A 17767-nucleotide genomic window follows, 5' to 3' on the forward strand; every position below is an offset into this window, starting at 1 on the left:
CATCCTTACTATTCTACTGCACAAGCCGTGTTTTTGGGGAATATACCCGCTATTTGACGGTAACGCCGGGCTGCTTACCCCGCAAGACCAGGAGGTAGTACCCCAGCAGGAACACGCACCAGACACCCCCAACCACCAGCGCCAAACGGGTGCTCTCAAAGAGCCCCAGAAGCACCACCACGAACGCCATGAACACCAACGTGAGGTAGCTGACCCACAGGGGCAGGCGCACAGGCTGCTTCTCGGTGTCATACCCGCCGCGCTTATAGGCGATGTGCGCCAGCAGAATCATCACCCACACCAGCACCGTGGCGAAGGTGGCCAGCGAGGCAACCACCTCAAAAGCATCCTTAAAGAGCACGTTCACAATCACACCCACCGCCATGACCACGATCATGAGCAAAGTGGTCATCCACGGCGCGCCGTTACGGCTCACCCTACGGAACGATGCGGGGGCCAGCCCGCGCTGCGCCAAACCGTACAGCATACGCCCGGCACCGTACACATCTGCGTTCATGGCCGAAACAGCGGCGGTAATCACCACAATATTCAAAATGCCAGCTGCCGCAGGTATACCCAAAGAACTAAAAATCTGCACGAACGGCGAGTTCTCTTTACTGACCGAATACCAGGGGTACAGGGACATAATCACACCCAGGGTAAGCACATAGAAAATCATGATGCGGGCCGGCACGGTGCGGATTGCCTTAGGGATGGAAACACGCGGGTTTTTCGTCTCACCCGCCGCAATACCAATAGTCTCAATACCGCCAAAAGAAAACATCACCACGGTAAAGCAGGCCAAGAAGCCGGTGAACTGGTTCGGCATGAAACCGCCATCCAGCGACCACAGGTTGGTAACCGACGGTGCGACAGAATCGTGCGCCTGAACCCCAACAAACAGCAGAATCACGCCACCAATAATCATGGCGATAATAGCCGAAACTTTCACTAGGGTGAACCAGAACTCTGCCTCCCCGAACGCTTTTACTTTCGTGAGATTAATGGCGAGCAGAATCAGAAGCACCGACACAATCCACACCCAGGCGGGGCTATTAGGGAACCAGAACTGCATATAGACGGCGAACGCCGTCACATCCGCAATAGCGACCAGCGCCATCTCCAGGGCGTAACTCCAGCCGGTCACAAAACCCGCCCAGCGCCCCAAGTAACGGGTAGCGTACTCCGAAAACGCCCCCGAAACCGGGTTGGCAAGCGCTAACTCTCCCATAGCGCGCATCACCATGAACACCGCTGCGCCGCCAACCATGTAGGCGACCAGCACCGAAGGCCCAGCCAACTGGATAGCAGATGCTGAACCGTAGAAAAGGCCCGTACCAATCGCCGAACCAAGGGCAATGAACATAATGTGACGCAGCGTCAGGACACGCTGAAGGTGCGGGGTGCCCGGCTGCACCTTAGCGGTATCTACCGGTGTGGGGTTACGGTCCGTTGAGTCCGTGTTTTTCATACTGTCCTCACTGGGTTGGGGTGCCAGGCGCCTGCTACGCGGGGCCCGGCGGGACGGTGGGCTAAGCGGATTGGATAGGCTAGGCCCGTTTCCCCGCAGGGGATAAGCCAACGCCGGAGGCTGCCGCACCCGCCGTATACCGTGATGCCCGCAACCCCCGGTGCGTGAGGGACGCAAGCAAAAACGGCGGGCTGGCAACGAAGCCAACCCGCCGTCTTTTCTAAGACTTATTTCTTACGCTTACGACCAATAAGGATCGAAGCGAGAGCGGTTATTCCGGTCACTGTGTAAACCGAAGGCCACGCGCCAATCTTCTTGGCGAGCGGATGAGATGCACCGAAAGCACCCAGGTACAGACCGGTCAGGAAGGTAGCGCGGGGCGCCCCGGCCTTACGCTTCCAGTTCATAAAGGCAATAATGCCGCACACACCCAGCACAGCACCGCCGAGGGGACGGTTACCTGTGGTGGAAGCCACCTTGTAGCCACCGAGCAGACCGGTGACAGATGCGAGGGTGGGGCAAACCTTCATGGGGTTTCTCCTGGGGTCCGAAAAATCTCTTGCCTAATAACCATACTGCATGTGCGCCACAAATGCATCCTCACCCCGCTGCGAACCGCCACTAGGCAGGGTCCGCAGAGAGCAAGTGAGCGCCGCGCAGCACCGGCATAGCCGCAGCTGCAGCCCGTATTACGCCTTAGATTCCTGTTCTGTGTCTTCGGTGTCATCCGTGTATCCGCGCAGGAACCACAGGTGCGCAGCAACCTGCAGAGTGTATTGGGCTGAGCGGGCAGCAGCCACCTCCACACCAAGGTGGAAATCTTGCCCCGCGGCGGGGCCGCACAAATCAGAGACGCACCGCACCGCCACAAACGGCACCTCATAGTTATGGCACACCTGGGCGATAGCTGTGGTTTCCATATCGGTGCTTAACGCGGCGGGGAACGCCTCACGGGTGTCTTTGACATTATGGGCGGTCACGAATGAATGTCCGGCAAGCATCAGCCCCCGGCACACCTGCCAGCCGCCTTCTGCCTGCTCAGCATCAAGAGCTTCGACGGCGGCGGCAACCGCATCATCCACGTCGGAATCCGGGCCGCCATAGGTTTCGGGCATGCCGGGGATTTGCCCACGTACATACCCGAAAGCGCTCGCATCAGCATCGGTGTAGGTGTACTCTGTACCGACTATCACATCCCCCACGTTCGTTGTGGCAGCAAGCCCGCCAGCGGTGCCTGCACTTATCACGCCAGAACAGTCGGTGGCGTAGCTCAATGCCTCGGTCACGGCGGATGCGGCGTTCACCAGCCCAATCTTGGAACGCACCAGCAGCAGAGGCACCTCACGCTGGTTAACGGTCAGGGTGCGCGGGTGAAAGACCGCCGCGCCCTCATCAATAGGTTCCTGCGCCCAGGCGGTGGCGTTAAGGAGCGGCGCGATTTCTTCGTCCATAGCCACCTGAATAATGACGGCGTTGGAGAAGTTCAGCATCAGATCATTAAGGTTTTCGAGGTCAGCAAGCATGGCAGTGTAAACCTCGTCAGGATTCATCTGCGCCGCGGCAAAAGGAGAATCGCTCACGCCATCACCTGCTCCCATTCGCTGCGGGCGGCCAGGAAACCGCGGGCGGCCTCTTGAGCAGCACCCAGAGAATGGTGTGCCCCCCAGCCGCACTGCACCTCGTTTGCGGCGGGAACTTCGGTAGCCTCTAGAATATCGCGCATCGTTGCTTCAAGGATGGGCATAAATTCTTGCGGCTCAATACCTAGAGTGAGGGCGTAGAAGCCGGTCTGGCAGCCCATGGGTGAGAAGTCAATGAGCTTATCGGTGTGGTTGCGCATCAGTTCGGCGCTCAGATGTTCAATAGAGTGCACAGCAGGCATGTCAAGATGCGCATTATTTGGCTGAGTGAAACGGACATCGTACTTAATGAGGGTGTCCCCGCCCGGCAGTATCTTACGGTCCGCAATGCGCACATAGGGAGCAGCGACAGCGCGGTGGTCCAGGTTAAAGGACTCAACGTTCATTTTTTCCATGGTTCCATTCTCGCTTAAAACCTGAGTAATGTAACCCAAAAAGCTGCACGCATAGATGCCCACACCTTTGGCGGTGCAGACGGGTACCGGGCGCGTCCCTTAACACGGTGCGCCCGGTTCGCAGGGACTACGCGGCGGCCAGTACCTCCCGAGTCTGCGCCACATCCTGGTTAATCTGCTCCACCAGGGCCTCCACCCCGTGGTACGCCACCATCGGGCGCAGATGCTTCACAAACTCCACCACCACATGCTGACCGTACAGGTCAAAGTCCTCGACACGCTCCTGCGGCCGGTCAATCACATGCGCCTCAACATGCCGGTTCTCAAGACCGTCAAACGTTGGGTTCGTTCCCACCGAAATAGCCGCCGGGTGGCGTGTTCCCGACTCGTCCGTCAGCCACCCGGCGTACACTCCATCCACCGGGATAAAACCGCGCGCCTCCAGCTCCAGGTTTGCGGTGGGGAACCCCAGCTCACGCCCGCGAGCCAACCCGTGCACCACCTCCCCGTACATGAGGTGAGGGCGGCCCAACAATCTGGCGGCACCCTCCATATCCCCCGTATTCAGCAGTTCACGGATACGCGTAGAAGAGCACCTGGTGCCGTCATCCGCCATGAGATCATCAACCACCACAACCTCAAACCCGTACTGTTCGCCCAGCTCACGCATGGTGTTAAGGTCACCAGAGTTGCGGTGCCCGAAACGCACATCATCGCCAATCACCACGTAACGGGCGTGCAGAGTATCCACAAAAACGCTCTTCACAAACTCTTCGGGGCTCTGCTTCGCAAACTCCAGGTCGTAGTGAAGCAGCACATAATTCTGCAGGCCCAGCTGACACATAAAATAGCGGCGTGAACCCTGCCCCATAATCTCCTGATGCATCAGCTCAGGGTGGTGAACCTGCATTGGGTGCGGGTCGAATGAGACCGCGACAGAGGCCAGCCCGTGCTCCCCAGCCAACTCGACAACGCGCGAAATCACGCGGGTATGACCAATATGCACACCATCAAAGTTGCCGATAGTCACCACCGACGGCCCAAAATCCGCCGGAATATCGCTCAGCTCGGTATAGAGGGTCACGTGCTCTCCTGCATAAAAAATACTGTACCTATACATCCTAGACCAGCGCGGGCATAGATGCTGAATCCTAAAACGGGGTGCACCCCGGTACGGCGAGCCCGGCCAAAGCCCCGATTAAACGCGGGAGGCGCTGAGCATCTGCTGACGGATCGTATTCGACTTATTAATCCAGGCGTACCACACCAGAAGACACGGCGGGATCACCAAATCCGTCACCATCAACACAATAAGCGACCAGTGCGGGGTACCGTGCGAAGCCCACGAAATAATGCGCCCCACGCCGCCAAGGAACACCACCAGGCACGCCAGTACCAGCATATTCGCCCACTTAAACTTCCAGGCGATAAACAAGAACGCGATGCCCACCCCCGCATACACGGCGGCAAGAAACGCATAGTTCGACTCGATTGACGGGTTCACCGCAACCGCAGCGGAGTCCGGGGCAGCCTGTGTACCTGCCATCACCTGCCACGCCGCGTAGGCAATAATCGCCACGCCGTACAGCCCCACCACCGAACGGAACAGCCCACGGTTTTGGGGTTTTGCCGCATCCTCAAGGGTCTGCGGCTTCTGTTCCAGTTTCGTTTTCTGCTCGGGTTTCTTCGGTGCAGGCTGCTTTACCGTCTCACCGTTCTCTGGTGTGGTTCGGGCCGGTTTCAGGGCCTGGTGCTCTTTTTCAGGCCGACCCGCAGTACCCGCTTCACTGGCGGGGAAACCCGCAGATTCCTCACGGTCGCCCTGACTCGCAGCCTCGTTTTTTGAGGTCTCTTCATTCATATATTCTCTCCTCACATAATGTGTACAATTCAATAATTTGCGCCACGGCTACCCAGCGCCTAGGCACGCCTGGAGTGGAACAGCCACCACAGGCCCACAACGGGCAAAACCAGCGGAATAAACCCGTACCCCTGCCCAAAATGCGACCACACTGAGGCCAGCGGGAACAGGTGCGGGGCAGCCAGAGACAACGCCCCCACCCCCAGCACGCCCGCAAGCTCAGCTGAAATAGTCACAAGGGCAACTCGCCGTGCCCGCTCCCCGCGCCGTGCCAAGGCAACTGCGGCCACAGCATAAATAACAGCCGACAGCAAAGACAGCAGGATTGCCAGCGGAGCCTCATCAAATTTACGCACCAGCTGGTACCCCGCCCGCGCCCCAGCCGACAACGTAAAAACACCGTACAAAACGGCGATCAGCTTCCCCGGGCCCGAGGCGTGGTAGGAGCCCATGCTGCGGTTTTGAGACCGCCCACCGGAGGCAGATTGAAGATTATTACCCATGTTTCCTTCCAAAAGTGTGTGCGGCAGAAGGTCACTGCGGCCGGATCAGTAGTAATACCACAACATATTCATCCGATGCACCATCACAATCAGTACCGGGCCGGGAACCGCCAACAGAAGCGTAGCCCACCGGGTGCGTTCACTCAACGAGTAGAAAAACGCGCCCGCCGGGATCACCATAGCCGTCAGCAAATACCCGTAGTACTCCAGCCAGTCACCGCGAGGTCCCGGGCCAACCGCCTGCATAATAATCGACCCTATCAGGTACACCACCAGGTACGCCTCAAGCAGCAGCACCGGGCCCTGCGAATAATCATCCGGGGCGTAGCCGCGCACATACTGCACCAGTGCTGCAGCCGCTGAGAGGGAGCCCAGTACGGCAGTTACCCAAAACCACCAGTCCAGCCCAGCAATCATGAGCTCTTCTCCAATGCTCCGGAAAAATCAGTCCCAGCCTCGAACACCAGGGTCGGTGCGGCCACCACGCTACCGCGCTGTTTTAAGTTCTCCAGCAGCGCCACCAGCGTGCCATCCGGCGCAAAAGCCGCGTACACGCCCTCGGTAGTTGCGTGTTGCTTTTCCCCTCCGTCACCGGTACTTGCGTGGGCCTGCCGCGGAGTCACCGTCCCGTCCCCGTTCGGGCTAATGCGGCGGCCAAAAGACACATCTGTGGCCTGCTGCGCCGATAGCTCACGAACCTTAAAGAGACGGCGCGCAGCCTCCTCTAAACTCAGCAGCGGCATATCCGTCAACGGTTGCCCCGCCGTCTGCCGGCGTTCCAGCAGTTCCGGCAAAGCAGCGGCGTCTGCAAGGGTGGTTTCTCCCACCCGGGTGCGGCGTAAACGTATGAGGTGCCCGCCGGTGCCCAGCATCTGACCCAGATCCCGCGCCAAGGCACGAATATAGGTGCCTGAGGAGCAGGATACCGTCACCTCACAGTTGATCACCGGCACCGAGGTGATCGCAGTAGTGGGATCTGACAGCTCGCCGTGTGTTCCAGCCACGTCGATCCCCGCCTCGGCAAGTTCCTGCTGAGAAACGAGAACACACCAACTGGTCATAGTGCGTTGTATGGAATGCACCGTGAACTCATTCACCCGCACCGGGCGGGCAGCTAGTTCTACCTGTTCACCGCTGCGCACCCGAGTGTAGGAGCGGACCCCATTAACCTTGATGGCAGATACCGCAGAAGGCACCTGCATAATATCGCCGGTTAAGCTTGCGACCGCCTCAAGAATGCGCTGCTCAGTCAGCGCCTCCACAGCCTCCGGGCAAGTTCCGGTCTGTCGGCCCTGAGCATCGTCCGTTTCTGTGCTAATACCCAGCTGAATCGTGGCCTGATACGTCTTATCCTGCCCTACCAGGTAGGTCAGCAGTTTCGTCGCCTTATTCAGCCCCAGAATCAGCACCCCGGTGGCCGCCGGGTCAAGGGTGCCCGCATGACCAACGCGACGGGTGCCCGCAATCCAGCGGAGTTTCGACACCACATCATGGCTGGTTATCCCCTCGGGCTTATCGATCACTACCAGCCCGCTGGGTCCGTCCCCTTTCGTTTTAGCCACTTATTCGGTGTCCTCACCGGTGGTGTCTTCGCCAAACTCGTTATCGTCGGCGGATTTCTTATAGGGGTCGGCCTCCCCCGCATACTGCGCGCCCGTGGCGGCGGCGGCCAGCTGAGCGTCGCGTTCACGGGTCTTCCGGAGCAAATCCTCCAGGTGGTAGGCGTTTACGGGGACTTCATCAGGCACAAAGGTGAGGGTTGGGGTCAGGCGGGCGGTAATGTTCTTCCCCACCTCCGACCGCAGGATACCTTTGGCGGATTCCAAGGCAGCCTTTGTCGAAGCCTGCTCCTGTTCGGAACCGTACACCGTGTAGTACACGGTTGCGTGCTGCAGATCGTTGGTGACGCGGGCGTCTGTGACGGTCACGAACCCGAGCCTGGGGTCTTTGACACGACGCTCTAACGCCTGTGCCACAATCACTTTAATGCGGTCGGCTAGGCGAGCCGCGCGGGCTGCATCAGCCATGCTGTTCTCCTCTGTAGGTGATACGCGGCGCGGGGGCGACGCGATAGTTCTTCCGTATATTTTCTGCTCGCAAGGTACGATGCCGCTGGTGCATCGCTGACACTGGCCCCACAGCGGGGCGGGCCGGCCCTTATAAACTCCCGTTCATAAGGACCGGCCCGCACGGTATGTGAGGTGCCCGCTTCCCTACTGCGGCTGGGAAGCAGACGGCCTTAGTGCCTTAGACGCGCTTCTTCTCGCGCATCTCCCACGTTTCAATAACGTCGCCTTCCTTAATGTCGTTGAAGGAACCGAGCCCAATACCGCACTCGTAGCCTTCACGAACCTCGGTGGCGTCGTCCTTGAAGCGGCGTAGCGACTCAATGGTGAGGTCTTCAGCCACCACGGACCCGTCACGTACCAGGCGTGCCTTGGAGTTACGCTTGATAATACCGTTCTTAACCAGCGAACCGGCAATATTGCCCCACTTGGAGGAGCGGAACACTTCGCGGATCTCAGCTGAACCAAGCTCAACTTCTTCATACTCGGGCTTGAGCATACCCTTAACGGCCTGCTCGATTTCCTCAATCGCACGGTAGATGACCGAGTAGAACTTCATCTCGACACCCTCGCGGTCGGCAAGCTCCGAGACGCGCTCTGCGGGGCGAACGTTGAAGCCAATGATCACCGCGTTGTCCACGGTTGCCAGGTTCACGTCGTTCTGGGTAATAGCACCCACACCGCGGTGGATCACACGCAGCTGAACCTCGTCGCCGCCCACGTCGATCTTCATGAGCGACTCTTCCAGAGCCTCAACAGCACCGGAGACATCACCCTTAATAATCAGGTTCAGCGTGTCCATCTTGCCCTCAGCCACGGCAGCATCGAAGGATTCAAGGGTTACGCGCTTACGACGCTTCGCAAGCTGTGCGTTACGGTCCGCTGCCTCACGCTTCTCAGCGATCTGGCGTGCAGTGCGTTCTTCCTCGGTCGAGAGGAAGGTATCACCCGCACGGGGCACCGTCGAAAGGCCCAGAACCTGCACGGGACGGGACGGACCGGCTTCTTTCACTGCCTGGCCGTTTTCATCGAACATTGCACGCACGCGACCGTGTGCCACGCCAGCAACAATCGCATCGCCCACATGCAGGGTACCAGACTGCACCAGGACGGTGGAGACCGCACCGCGACCCTTGTCCAGGTTCGCTTCAATGGCAACGCCGCGAGCTTCCTTATTCGGGTTAGCACGCAGTTCCAGGACGTCGGCGGTGAGGGTCACAGCCTCCAGCAGTTCGTCAATATTGGTGCCGTTGCGGGCAGAAACATTCACGAACATGGTGTCTCCGCCGTAGTCTTCGGGTACCAGACCGTACTCGGTCAGCTGGCCCTTGACCTTATCGGGCGAGGCACCTTCCTTATCGATCTTGTTAACCGCAACCACGATCGGCACGTTAGCCGCTTGGGCATGGTTCAGGGCCTCAACGGTCTGCGGCATCACGCCGTCATCCGCTGCGACCACAAGAATAGCGACGTCGGTAACCTTCGCACCGCGGGCACGCATAGCGGTAAACGCCTCGTGACCGGGGGTATCGATGAAGGTAATCGCACGGTCTTCTCCCTCAACGGTGGTGTGTACCTGGTACGCACCGATGTGCTGGGTAATGCCGCCGGCCTCGCCCTCAATGACGTTGGTGTTACGGATGGCATCCAGCAGGCGGGTTTTACCGTGGTCAACGTGACCCATCACGGTCACAACCGGCGGGCGCATCTCGAGCTCTTTATCGCCTTCAGCAGCCGCTTCGGCCTCAAGGTCAATGTCGAAGGACTCCAGCAGTTCGCGCTCTTCGTCTTCGGGGGAAACGATCTTAATAACGTACCCCAGCTCGGCGCCCAGCAGCTCAAACGTGTCCTCGTCCAGGGACTGGGTTTGAGTTGCCATCTCACCCAAGTGGAAGAGCACCGTAATCAGGGCTGCGGGGTTCGCGCCAATCTTCTCGGCAAAGTCCATGATGGAGGCGCCGCGACGCATACGGATTTCGGTTGAGCCGTCGCCGCGAGGCACGACCACGCCGCCGGGTGCTGGTGCGTTAAGCTGCTCCTGCTCGCTGCGGCGTGCCGCCTTTGACTTGCGGTTTTTACGTTTGGAACCGCCGCGTCCGAAAGCGCCCTGGGCGTTACCGCGACCGCCGGGGCCGGGGCGGCCCGGGCCACGGTTAAAGCCACCGCCGCCGCGACGGGAGCCACCGCCGCCACCGGAGTTACCGCCGCCTGAAGGCGATCCGGGCCCAACATTGGATACCTTCGGCATCATTGACGGGGTGGGGCGTGAACCGCCGCCTGAGCCTGAACGGGGGCCGCCACCGGGGCGTGAGCCTGCTGCGGGGCGGGGGCCGCCGGAACCAGCACCACGCTGTCCACCACGCGGCGGGCGCGGCCCGCCGGAACGCTGCTCACCACGTTCGGGGCGTTTCATGCCCTGCTGCGATGAGAACGGGTTATTACCCGGGCGCGGGCCGGGTTTCGGACCGGGCTTAGGAGCCGCAGGCTTCGGCGCGGCAGGCTTGGGGGCGCCGGGTTTCGGTGCTGCGGACTGCGCATCGGGGCGTTTCATGCCCTGCTGCGATGAGAACGGGTTATTACCCGGGCGCGGGCCGGGTTTCGGACCGGGCTTAGGAGCTGCAGGCTTCGGCGCAGCAGCAGCCTTCCCTGCCGACGGAGCGGCCTTTGTACCGCTCTGTTTCTGAGCGGCAGATTTAGGCCCAGGTTTCGGAGCCGCAGGCTTTGCTGCAGATTTCGGCGCGGCAGAGGCACCGGAGGCTGCTTTCTGGGATGCAGCAGGTTTCTGAGCTGCTTCAGCTGCAGGTTTTGCAGCGGGAAACGCCTCACGCAGCTTTTTGACAACCATGGGGTTTAGGGTTGAGGAAGGACCCTTAACAAATTCATTCATCTCGCCGAGTTTGGCGATAACTTCTTTAGAGGTGACGCCAAACTCTTTAGCGAGCTCGTGTACACGAGGCTTAGCCAATTTTCTCCTGTCCTGGCTCGCGCCAGGACGGCGCGGGCTCTAGTGATGTATGGGTGTGCGCACTACGGCGCACGGTGGCATTAGACAGCCGTTTTCTGAGCACAGGTAAGTACTCATTCTGCGGCACTCATTAGATATCCATCAGTTTTCTGACTCGCTTTCATACAGTGTTAAGAAGCCGTCAAACTTGTTTGACTTACATGGGGCCTGCGGTTCTCTCCTCCGCCTCCAGACGCTGTTGAAGCTGCTCGGCAAAAGCCTGCACCTGCGAAGCGCCACAGACAGTTTTGAAGGCGCGGGCGAAAGCATTCCTGCGTACTGCCTGCTGCAGGCACTGCACGCTGGGGTGTAGCCACGCTCCGCGCCCGGGCATATCTCTTCGCGCATCCACAAGAATACGCTGGGAGGTAGGCCCGTCACCGCCACAGGATCGTACGATCCTGAGCATGTTCCGCTGGGTATCGCGGTCACGGCAACCGATGCAGGTTCTCAGGGGTAGGCTCATAAGTTTCCCCCTTTATCGTCCCAACATCAATTACCCTCGTTTGAGGGCGCACTAAGGCACGCGATCACAAACGCACATTTATATTCTATACGGTATGCCGGTATTTTCAGAGCCGCCATTGCGGCTATGAACGAATATTACTCGTTGTCAGCATGCAAAGCGCGAGAAACCCGCTCCGCCACTTCCTCTTCAGCCTTTAGCTGCGCATACTTCGATTCCGAGAGAATATCGATACGCCACCCGGTGAGTTTAGCGGCAAGCCGGGCGTTCTGCCCCTCACGACCAATAGCCAACGACAGCTGGTCATCGGGTACAACAGCTCGGGCCGAATACTCACGCGCATCCAAAATAATGACCTCAGTCACCTTCGCAGGGGAAAGCGCTGCGGCAATAAACTCGGCGGGGTCTGAGGAATAATCGACAATGTCGATTTTCTCGTCATTCAGTTCCGCGGCAACAGCACGAACACGCGCACCCATATCACCAATGCAAGCACCTTTTGCATTAATAGACGGGTCGGTGGCGTGCACCGCGATCTTCGAACGATGCCCCGCTTCACGGGCAATCGAGGCGATCTTCACCAGCCCGTCAGAAATCTCGGGAACCTCATGCTCAAATAAACGCAACACTAGGTTCGGGTGGGAACGGGAAAGCACAATTGAGGGGCCTTTCTGGCCTCGGCGTGCCTCCACCAAATATGCGCGGATACGCGCGCCATGCGGGTATTTCTCTCCCGGCACCTGCTCATTAGCTGGCAGCACCGCCTCAACGGTTCCCAGATCGACCTGCACCATGCGCGGATTATTGCCCTGCTGCACCACACCAGAGACGAGGGTGCCCTCACGGTCACGGAACTCCCCCAGTACGCTGGCGTCCTCGGCGTCTCGCAGGCGCTGCGCCAGCACCTGACGCACAGTCGCGGCGGCGATACGGCCAAAGTTATTGGGGGTATCATCAAACTCGGCGATCTTCTGGTTATCGTCGTCAAGTTCGGGGGCTAAAATGACGAACTGACCGCTCTTACGGTCAATCTCTGCACGGGAACCTTTAATAGCGCCCGGCTGCTTCATGTACGCCAGCAGCAGCGCATTCTCGACGAGCGCAAACAGTTCTTCCAGAGCGATCCCGCGTTCCTTCTCAAGCGTGCTCAGAACGCTTAGGTCAATCGTCATATTATTGTCCACGCTCATCAGCCTTTCCCTGTAGCACAGCGCCGGGACGCTCTGGGCGCCCCGGCTACCGGACGGTATGCCCTTCACCACCTAAAAATAGGAAACAACGGTGAAGAGCCCACTTTGATTCCTATTCTACCGAATCGGCTGTGGAATTGAAATCAATCTGAAGATGAGCACTGGCGATACGCTCCCACGGCAGGGTCTGCGGCTCATGGTACGAAGGTTTCTGCCCCTTCTTAGTCTGCTTCTTCCGCCGCAGAACTGGGCCGTCATCCGTAACTTCATCAAGGCGCCCCACATACTCGGAGCCATCAGTCTCGGTAATGGCCACGAGTCGGGTTCGGGCTCGCACCCAGTGGCGGCGTTCAGACAGTTCACGCGTTGCCCCCGGCGAGGAGACCTCCAGTAAATACGGGAAGAACTCATCGTTCGCATCAGCACGGTCTAGGGCCGCAGAGAATACCCCCGAAATCTCGGCGATCGTATCCAAAGAAAGCGAATCAGCGCGGTCTTCCGTGTAATCCACGGTAATTTCAACGGTGCAGTTCTGTGCCGGGCCGGTAATTTTAATGCTCTCCACCACAAGGGAGAACTCCGCTAGGGTTGGTTCGATCGCAGCCCGCACCTCATCGGCATGAAGAGGGCGGGTACCCACTGGAGCCTGCGGAGCCTTCTCGGCGGGTGCATGTGAGACGCCGCTTGCGGCTCGTGAGGCGGCACGCCGGGCACGAGCGTTGGAGGCACCGCCTTTCTTACTGCCCGAACGTTTAGGTTTGTACGCCATAAGTTATCCCTTCTTTCCTGCTATCACACACCCAGAACAGTTAGGGGCGAGTTTCAGCCAGGACTTCGCGTACCGCATCCGATACGGCAATATCGCGTGCTTCGCCGCTTCGCCGGTCTTTGAGCTCCAACATTCCGTCTTTGAACCCGCGGCCAATCACTAGGATGGTGGGTACGCCCAGAAGCTCTGCATCGCCGAATTTAACGCCCGGGCTGGTTTTCAGACGGTCGTCCAAAAGCACCTGCACCCCGGCATTTTCAAGCTCCGTGCTCAAGGTTTCTGCGTACTCACGGGAGTGGGCGTCTTTATTCGTGATGACGATGTGCACATCGGCGGGTGCCAAGTTACGCGGCCAGATCAGACCCTTCTCGTCGTGATTTCCTTCAGCAATTGCGGCAAGCGCACGGGTTACGCCAATACCGTAAGATCCCATCGTCACGGTCTGGAGTTTACCGTTCTGATCGAGTACTTTCAGGCCCAGTGCCTCGGCGTATTTACGACCAAGCTGGAAGATATGTCCCATCTCAATGCCGCGTGCGGCAATAAGCGGTCCGGAACCATCCGGTGCTGGGTCGCCTTCGCGTACTTCACACGCTTCCAAAGTACCGTCTGCGCTAAAGTCCCGCCCATACACGAGATTTGCCACGTGTTTGCCGTGCTCGTTAGCGCCGGTCACCCATGAGGTTCCGCGAACCACGCGCGGATCAACGAAGAACGGAATACCGGTAGCGGTGTGGCGCTCCTCAGTATTTTCTCCCAGCATGGGCTGATCGAAGGTAAGACCCGGGCCAATATAGCCCTTGACGAGCTGCGGGAATTTCTTTAAGTCCTCCTCGGAGGCAGCCTCAACCTCGACCTCGCCGCCGATACCCAGGAGTGCACCAACGTTAACCTCGACGCGCCCCAGATCGACTTCGCGGTCACCGGGCACGCCCACGGCAAAGAGCTTACGCTCCCCGGCGGGGGTAATGACTGCGCCCACAAAACATTTGAGCGTCTGCTCAGCGGTGAGTTCACCACCGGTCACCTGCGGGTGCAGGTCGTTCATCTGGGCTACGAGGGTTTCAATCGTGGGAGATTCGGGGGTATCGAGCACGATAGCTGCGGGCGTATCCGTGAAATCAATGTCTGCGGGCACAACAGTGGTGACTGCCTCCACGTTTGCGGCGTAGCCACCGGCGGAACGCACAAAGGTGTCTTCACCTACAGGGGTCGGATGCAGGAATTCTTCACTACGTGAACCGCCCATGGCACCCGATTGTGCGGTCACGATGACGGTGTCTAGTCCCAAGCGGTCAAAGATACGCTGGTAGGCGGCACGGTGGGCCTCGTAGGCTTCACTCAAGCCTTCGTCGTCCACGGTAAAAGAGTAGGAATCCTTCATGATGAATTCGCGCCCACGCAGCAGACCAGCGCGGGGTCGCGCCTCGTCACGGTACTTATTCTGGATCTGGTAAATATACAGCGGCAGATCCTTGTAGGAGGAATACAGGTCTTTCACCAGCAGGGTAAACATTTCCTCGTGGGTGGGCGCCAGCAGCATATCGGCGCCTTTGCGGTCCTGCAGGCGGAAGAGATTATCACCGTATTCTTCCCACCGGTTAGTTGCCTCATAGGGTTCTCGCGGCAGCAGTGCCGGGAAAAGTACTTCTTGGGCTCCAATCGCGTTCATTTCCTCACGCACCACATTCTCAACCTTGCGCAGGACCCGCAGCCCCAGAGGCAGCCACGTGTACACGCCAGGGGCGGCACGGCGAATATAACCTGCGCGCACCAGCAGCTTGTGACTGGCCACCTCAGCGTCTACAGGGTCTTCGCGCAAAGTTCGCACGAAGAGGTTGGACAGTCGAAGTACCACGGGAAGCCTCCTGCAATCGGTTGAAATAGTCTTGTTCGCGCACAAAGACGCGTAAACGGTGCGGGCACACAAAAACCAGGCACAGGCTGTGCCATCTTTCTAGTCTATCTGTTCGCAGGGTTAACGCGCGAAGATGACGGTGGCGTATTCACCCACCGGCTCCCACCCCAGGCGTGCATACAGGGCACGGGCGCGGGCATTATAGTCGTTCACATACAGGCTCAGATGCCGGTAGCGGCGGCGTAACAGGGCGCACGCCGCGGCAGTCAGTGAAGCCGCCAACCCCAGACCCCGGTAATCCGGGTGCACCCACAACCCTTGTATTTGGGCAGTGTCCAGGCTGGTAAGGCCCGCGTCTGCCTTATACACTACCGCCCCCTCAACATTAGTAGCGACCACGGTTCGCTGCTGCGCGCTGAGGGTATGCACACGGTTACGGTACCCCTGCCCATACCGCTCCAGCGGGTCAAGGCCCACCTCCTCACGGAACATGGCGGCCGCTGCGGGCAGCAACGCATTATAGTCGGCGCTATTAGCAAACCGCACGTAATGCCCCACCTGCTGGTCATACAGGTCGGTGGTAGCAAGCGGAGGCAGGTGCATAGGGATACGCGGTAGTGTCGCATCAATATGCTCAGTGAGATCAACCTCAGGCGACAGGTACAGCAGAGGCTGAATCGGGCGGTACGAAGACGGCGCGGGCATACGGCTCTCAAGGGTGTGCCACAACGGGTTCACCATATCCGCAGGCCCAAAAATAGAGTCAAGGCGGCGCTTGCTGCGGTGGATGCATTTTGCCAATACAGCGTAATCACTATTAGCCACAACCACAGGAACCGTATTGTTCCCCAGCAGGATAATGCTGCTCAAATTCGGCTGCTGCGCACCGTCTCTTTCGTCTCCCTCAGCCGGGATACCCACAAAACCGGCGTAACCAGACGGTACTTTATCACCCACCGACCCGGCCATGGGCAGACCGACCTGCTCGTAAAAATCAACGGCATACAGGTTACCCACAATACTCGAATACAATGCTTCTTCTAACGCATCCGCGTGCCGCATATCCAGCGGGATAGCGCGACGGGGCGCCGACTGCGATGCGCTTGCGGCAGTGAAGAGCTTAGGTAACACTGTGACGTCCAAAGGTTGTAAGGTGCTGGGCGGCGAGTGGGCGAAACGCCCCGCACACGGGTGCGGGGCGCTGAAAACTATTTGACGGTGACGGCGGGGGCGGCTCCTTCGGGAACATATTCACCGCGTGCCTCCATTTCGGCGGCGATACGGTTCGCCTCCTCAATGAGGGTTTCCACGATCTGGTCCTCGGGCACAGTCTTAATGACCTCACCCTTGACAAAAATTTGGCCTTTACCGTTGCCGGATGCCACCCCAAGGTCGGCCTCACGCGCCTCACCGGGGCCGTTCACCACGCACCCCATCACGGCCACACGCAGCGGAACTTTCATGCCTTCCAGGCCCTTGGTCACGTTCTCGGCCAGCTCCCACACGTTCACCTGGGCGCGCCCGCACGAGGGGCACGAAACAATATCAAGTTTACGTTCGCGCAGGTTCAGCGATTCAAGGATTTTTGTACCAACTTTTACCTCTTCAACCGGCGGGGCGGAAAGAGACACGCGGATAGTATCACCAATCCCCTGTGAGAGCAGGGTGCCGAACGCGACGGAGCTTTTAATGGTGCCTTGGAATGCGGGGCCAGCTTCGGTCACTCCCAGGTGCAGGGGCCAGTCGCCGCTGGCTGCAAGCTGCCGGTACGCCTCGACCATAATCACCGGGTCGTTGTGTTTAACGGAGATTTTAAAGTCCCGGAAGCCGTGTTCTTCAAACAGGGAAGCCTCCCAGACGGCTGATTCAACCAGTGCTTCAGGGGTTGCTTTACCGTACTTCTCAAGCAGTCGTTTATCGAGTGAACCGGCGTTCACACCAATACGTATAGAGGTGCCGTGGTCGGATGCCATCTCGGCGATCTCTTTCACCTGGTCGTCAAACTTACGAATGTTACCGGGGTTCACTCGCACCGCACCGCAGCCAGCTTTAATGGCGGCGTACACGTATTTCGGCTGGAAGTGGATATCGGCAATCACCGGTATATTGGACTGCTTGGCGATAATCGGCAGCGCCTCAGCATCCTTATCGGTGGGGCACGCAACACGCACAATATCGCACCCGGCGGCGGTGAGCTCGGCAATCTGCTGCAGGGTAGAACCAATATCGTGGGTCTTGGTGGTGGTCATGGATTGCACCGAGACGGGCGATTCGGAACCGATGCCCACAGTACCAACCTTGAACTGGCGGGTTTTGCGGCGCGGCGCAAGAACCTGGGGTGCGGGCTTAAGTACGGGCATGCCGAGGCTAACCGACAAGGTATTCCTCCAAAAGGGTTGAGGTGGCGCTGGGTGCGCCGTTCAGCTTCTTATTGTGCCACCGCCGCGCGGCGATTCACTAATACGGATACCCTAACCGCGCGATAAATCACAGGGCGTTAAGGATGGGGCGTCCAAACCGTAGGTTGCGGCTCTCACGAGCCGC

17 protein-coding genes are annotated in these 17767 nt (G+C 59.0%); all 17 read right to left on the minus strand.

The genetic code is table 11. The features are described from left to right. Nucleotides 1-49: 49 nt before the first annotated feature. The gene (locus tag D8M41_RS11095) at nucleotides 50-1471 is read right to left on the minus strand and encodes an amino acid permease (protein WP_126499757.1); all 1422 of its coding nucleotides are present in this window, start codon (nucleotides 1469-1471) and stop codon (nucleotides 50-52) included. Nucleotides 1472-1698: 227 nt separating this feature from the next. Continuing rightward, nucleotides 1699-2001: a hypothetical protein gene (locus D8M41_RS11100; RefSeq protein ID WP_006888979.1), complete on the minus strand. Its 303-nt coding sequence runs from the start codon at nucleotides 1999-2001 to the stop codon at nucleotides 1699-1701. Between the two features lie 159 nt (nucleotides 2002-2160). Beyond that, complete coding sequence (mtnN, locus tag D8M41_RS11105; RefSeq protein WP_126927041.1) at nucleotides 2161-3051, minus strand: 5'-methylthioadenosine/S-adenosylhomocysteine nucleosidase; 891 nt, start codon at nucleotides 3049-3051, stop codon at nucleotides 2161-2163. After that, on the minus strand, nucleotides 3048-3506 hold the full coding sequence (locus tag D8M41_RS11110; RefSeq protein ID WP_126853991.1) for an S-ribosylhomocysteine lyase: 459 nt from the start codon (nucleotides 3504-3506) through the stop codon (nucleotides 3048-3050). The genes mtnN and D8M41_RS11110 overlap by 4 nt, the downstream gene beginning before the upstream one ends. A 127-nt stretch (nucleotides 3507-3633) precedes the next feature. Then, a complete protein-coding gene (locus D8M41_RS11115) occupies nucleotides 3634-4590 on the minus strand; it encodes a bifunctional riboflavin kinase/FAD synthetase (RefSeq protein ID WP_126853992.1) in 957 nt (318 codons plus the stop codon). Nucleotides 4591-4704: 114 nt separating this feature from the next. Then, on the minus strand, nucleotides 4705-5367 hold the full coding sequence (locus D8M41_RS11120) for a DUF4345 domain-containing protein (protein WP_126927042.1): 663 nt from the start codon (nucleotides 5365-5367) through the stop codon (nucleotides 4705-4707). 59 nt (nucleotides 5368-5426) lie between these two features. After that, nucleotides 5427-5870, minus strand: coding sequence for a hypothetical protein (locus D8M41_RS11125; protein ID WP_126927043.1), 444 nt, complete (start codon nucleotides 5868-5870; stop codon nucleotides 5427-5429). A gap of 45 nt (nucleotides 5871-5915) precedes the next feature. After that, entirely contained in the window at nucleotides 5916-6287 is a 372-nt protein-coding gene (locus tag D8M41_RS11130) for a hypothetical protein (RefSeq protein ID WP_006889018.1), read from the minus strand. Further along, nucleotides 6284-7432 (minus strand): tRNA pseudouridine(55) synthase TruB, encoded by a 1149-nt coding sequence (gene truB, locus D8M41_RS11135; protein ID WP_126927044.1) that lies wholly within the window; start codon nucleotides 7430-7432, stop codon nucleotides 6284-6286. Before truB ends, D8M41_RS11130 begins: the two co-directional genes overlap by 4 nt. Then, nucleotides 7433-7897, minus strand: a complete 465-nt coding sequence (rbfA, locus tag D8M41_RS11140; RefSeq protein WP_037233244.1) for a 30S ribosome-binding factor RbfA — start codon at nucleotides 7895-7897, stop codon at nucleotides 7433-7435. A gap of 220 nt (nucleotides 7898-8117) precedes the next feature. Next, entirely contained in the window at nucleotides 8118-10901 is a 2784-nt protein-coding gene (infB, locus tag D8M41_RS11145) for a translation initiation factor IF-2 (protein WP_126927045.1), read from the minus strand. Between the two features lie 196 nt (nucleotides 10902-11097). Beyond that, entirely contained in the window at nucleotides 11098-11406 is a 309-nt protein-coding gene (locus D8M41_RS11150; protein WP_052029760.1) for a YlxR family protein, read from the minus strand. Nucleotides 11407-11543: 137 nt separating this feature from the next. Continuing rightward, nucleotides 11544-12578 (minus strand): transcription termination factor NusA, encoded by a 1035-nt coding sequence (nusA, locus tag D8M41_RS11155; protein ID WP_037233353.1) that lies wholly within the window; start codon nucleotides 12576-12578, stop codon nucleotides 11544-11546. 130 nt (nucleotides 12579-12708) lie between these two features. After that, on the minus strand, nucleotides 12709-13365 hold the full coding sequence (locus tag D8M41_RS11160) for a ribosome maturation factor RimP (protein ID WP_126927046.1): 657 nt from the start codon (nucleotides 13363-13365) through the stop codon (nucleotides 12709-12711). A gap of 40 nt (nucleotides 13366-13405) precedes the next feature. Continuing rightward, on the minus strand, nucleotides 13406-15223 hold the full coding sequence (locus tag D8M41_RS11165; protein WP_006888970.1) for a proline--tRNA ligase: 1818 nt from the start codon (nucleotides 15221-15223) through the stop codon (nucleotides 13406-13408). A 120-nt stretch (nucleotides 15224-15343) separates the two neighbouring features. After that, nucleotides 15344-16354, minus strand: a complete 1011-nt coding sequence (locus D8M41_RS11170) for a GNAT family N-acetyltransferase (protein WP_006889036.1) — start codon at nucleotides 16352-16354, stop codon at nucleotides 15344-15346. 77 nt (nucleotides 16355-16431) lie between these two features. Continuing rightward, complete coding sequence (gene ispG, locus D8M41_RS11175; protein ID WP_023132850.1) at nucleotides 16432-17583, minus strand: flavodoxin-dependent (E)-4-hydroxy-3-methylbut-2-enyl-diphosphate synthase; 1152 nt, start codon at nucleotides 17581-17583, stop codon at nucleotides 16432-16434. Nucleotides 17584-17767 lie beyond the last annotated feature (184 nt).

The organism is Rothia sp. HSID18069 (assembly GCF_003989155.1).
GTDB lineage: Bacteria > Actinomycetota > Actinomycetes > Actinomycetales > Micrococcaceae > Rothia > Rothia aeria.